Here is a 3,456-nt window from a genome sequence, read left to right as displayed (position 1 = left end):
CGATTTTTGCAACAGAGCCAAGCTAAGGCCTACACCGCATCAGGATATGTACGCGATCACGCTTACCTTGATCACCAACATTGTGATCGAGGCTGAACGCAACTGTCACGTCGGAAGCGCGCTGATCAAGAGGGGTAAGGTGCAGCCGTCGGAGATCCCTCGCCCTGCCACTGAGCTTCTGCACATCCATATGAAGCGCGACACGGTCGCCTGCTCCATCAATGATGGCGGCACGCAACGGCGCTGTTACGAAGCCCTGATTGATGATCTCGACGCTGAAGTCTCTCGCATCGCCGCATTTCGGTTGGAGCGGTAAGGGCTGGTGTAGGGCCGCGCTTACGCGCGCCTCCGGATTGATGGTCACGACGATATGAGCATCCTGCCCGAGCGCTTCGGACTTGTCATTGTGATGCTGGTGATGGTCCTGCGCGCCGGCAACCGAGGCCATGAGCAGGAGCGGCCAGGCGATCCACTTCACGTTAAGTCGCTTTCGGCGATGATCCGATCATAAGTCTGGCGCGCATGATCATATGCCGCGGCCGCGTCGGCCAGTTCCGTATCGCGGATCAAACTGTGCTTCTCATTCCAGAGCGCATCCACGCAGGTGCGTAGCCATTCGGCGCTACGCCGCGAAGCACGGATCGGTTTGTTTCCGATGGTGACGAATACGGGATAGGTATGGCCGGACCCAAGCACCCGCATTGCGATCCAGGAACTGCGGTCGATCTTCTCCTTGAAGGAGATCTGCTGGAGCGAGCCATCGGCAAGCATTTCCTGGCGTTTCACCGCCACGCCATTGACGATAAGCTCGACCGCTACCTTACGGCTGTTGCCGATCCGCGCATGTTCGATGTGCCACGGCTCTTCCGAGGCGTTCTGCACCGTCTCAGGCGATGGAGTCAGTTCGAGCATCGCGGCTATCGTGGCGCTCACCCTGACGTTACTAGCGCGGACAAATGCGAGGGGCTGCTTGCCACTCTCCCGCCCGTTCACCGTGAAATGTAGAAAATGCGTTCTGCCGTCACCCCAGTAGAGGTGGCCATTCTCAAGACCGTCCACCCAGGCGCTGTAACCCGCATCGTCCACTGGCCTTTGTGGCAACTTCACGTAGGTGCGTCCGATCCCCGGCCGAGAGTCGACCGAAGGCACGGTACACGGATAATCCGTCTCGCCTGCCATCATCAGCGTGTAACCGCAGTTGAGCAGATGATACCACGCATTGAGCTCAGCAGCAGGGGGACCATTGCAACCTGCCAAGAAATCGACCGCGCCGTGGGTCACGCCAACAATCGCTTCGTTCGTGCCGACGCTGTTGAAAGTTGGAATTTCGTAATTTGGTAGAGCGTTGGTGCCGACTATCATACCGAATGAACAATGGGCGTATCCTACCAGTGCTCCTTGGGCTTTCGCCCATTTCGCCACCGGGAGATTCCAAGATGGCCAGTCCTCCACCGCGTGCGTACCAGGGTAGCTAAGCTCCTTAAGTCTCATCAGGATCAAATGCCCGGAAAGACTTGACGGAAAACCCGAGATCTCGAGATCGTAGCGGAGCATGCTCTCTCGATCTTTCGGCGTGGGCATGGGCTTCCAGTCTGCGTTGTTAGCAGCCTGCAGTTGAGGATGTTCGAGCCGCGCCTCGGGACTGATCGCAGCACCGGAAAAGAACTGCTTCTGGTAGGAATAACCTCCAGCCCAGGTTAAGACCTCGCCAACGGAGAGAGCTTCGCCTCTTATGTGACGGATCATCGTTTCAGGTGCTACCCCTTCGGTAGGCAACATATAATGAGCACAACCTGCGGCGTGGAGATGCGTGTCGCCAGAGTACCAGCCCCATTTCGCCGGATCGATCCATCGTTTGAGCCGCACCGCTATTCGTGCGTCGCTCGCCGAAACGCGAACGGTGGCGCGCTGCACCAGATACTCAGGCCCCCTACGGACCATTATATGATACTCGCCGTCTGGCAGGCGGACGGTCTCGCCATCGGCTCGATATATGTGGGGTTGAAACGCAAGGTCGGGTGCTAGGCGCATCACCTGGGGCGGATAGATATGCTTATTGGCGTCATGGATCATCAGCGATGCCATGCAGCCGACACCATCATCATCGAGGATCTGCAGCTGAATATCGCGAGATGGTTGAGAGACAAAATCGGTTACGAGCGGGTTAGCTACCGATGCGCGACTTACGGCCCCCCAGGTAGGATTGTCCTGCAAAATTCCTGCCCCAAAGCCCAACCTGGCCGTCTTTCTTCCCCGGTCCCTGCTGTAAATCGTGGCGATCTTGTACTCCACGACATTGCCGCTCAGCACTGGCGAAGCTTCGATTTGCGACATCAGCCACATTCGTTCGATGAGGGCTTCCTTTCGAACGGTATCGGCAAGATAGGCCTTCTGCTCAGCGGCCAACTTCGAGGCCTGTGGGAACATCCGCGCAGGCATCGCACTGCCGCTGTAAATTTCGAATGCCTGCGTTAGCGATGATGGGTTAGAGACCCTCACCAAGAACGCGGTCCATCCCTGCTCGACCAAATGGCGCTTCGCTCCGCCTAACGCAGCGGCGCCCATGCCGCCTTTGTCGAGCGTGACCCTAGCGAGTGTATAGCGCTCGAGAAGCGCCTCGGCGGCAATAACTGCCTCAGCATCTTCCCTCGAGAACAGACTCGCCAGCCTGGCCATATCCGCATCGGCAATCGGCTGCCCCATTGCGGCCAGTTGCTCGACCGCGCGTTTCACGCTCGCGAAGTACGGCTGCGGCTCAATTGCGTCAGTCGAGGCGAAGACAGGCCAATGGCTGGCGCCCAGCAGCAATGTTGCGCCTGCCAGAAGTTGGCGACGATCTGGTTTGAATGGTTGGTCCAACGTTTCGCCTTCCTGTTGAGTTGCACTGAGAAGTGACCCGGGATTTTCATTGAGAAGTGACCCGGGTGGGCGTGGATGATGTACTGCCTGCGACGAGCAGGGTCAAGCGGGTGATTTGTCCTTTCTGGATTTTGGGGCGGCGGAACTGGCTCTGAAGCGGAAGCTGTCATTGCCGGTTTCAAGGATATGGCAATGATGCGTGAGGCGATCCAGCAGGGCGGTGGTCATTTTGGCATCGCCAAAGATACTGGACCACTCGCTGAAGCTCAGGTTGGTGGTGATAACAACGCTGGTCCGCTCATAGAGTTTGCTGAGCAGATGGAACAGCATGGCCCCGCCTGAAGGGCTGAAGGGTAGATATCCCAGCTCATCAAGGATGACGAGGTCGAGGCGCAACAGACGCTCGGCCAACTGGCCCGCTCTGTTTGCGGCCTTTTCCTGCTCCAACGCATTGACCAGATCGACGGTGGAGAAGAAGCGGATCTTTTTGCGGTGATGCTCAACCGCCTGGACGCCCAAAGCCGTCGCGATGTGGCTTTTGCCGGTGCCTGGTCCGCCGATCAGTACGACGTTGTCGGCGCGGCTCTGTTGCAAAAA

2 protein-coding genes and 1 pseudogene are annotated in these 3,456 nt (G+C 58.0%); all 3 read right to left on the bottom strand.

Annotated elements, in window-relative coordinates; translation table 11 throughout:
- Positions 1-22 precede the first annotated feature (22 nt).
- On the bottom strand, positions 23-478 hold the full coding sequence (locus tag SPHV1_RS00970) for a hypothetical protein (protein ID WP_054944279.1): 456 nt from the start codon (positions 476-478) through the stop codon (positions 23-25).
- Complete coding sequence (gene cehA, locus SPHV1_RS00965) at positions 475-2,859, bottom strand: carbaryl hydrolase CehA (protein ID WP_156367183.1); 2,385 nt, start codon at positions 2,857-2,859, stop codon at positions 475-477. Before cehA ends, SPHV1_RS00970 begins: the two co-directional genes overlap by 4 nt.
- A gap of 102 nt (positions 2,860-2,961) precedes the next feature.
- Positions 2,962-3,456 (bottom strand): annotated as a pseudogene (gene istB, locus SPHV1_RS00960) (IS21-like element ISRsp3 family helper ATPase IstB); the annotation flags it as partial.

This window comes from Novosphingobium sp. KN65.2 (assembly GCF_001368935.1).
Taxonomy (GTDB): Bacteria; Pseudomonadota; Alphaproteobacteria; order Sphingomonadales; family Sphingomonadaceae; genus Novosphingobium; species Novosphingobium mathurense.
The sequence above is the reverse complement of the archived record's forward strand: the minus strand, read 5'-3'. Positions and strand labels throughout refer to the sequence as shown.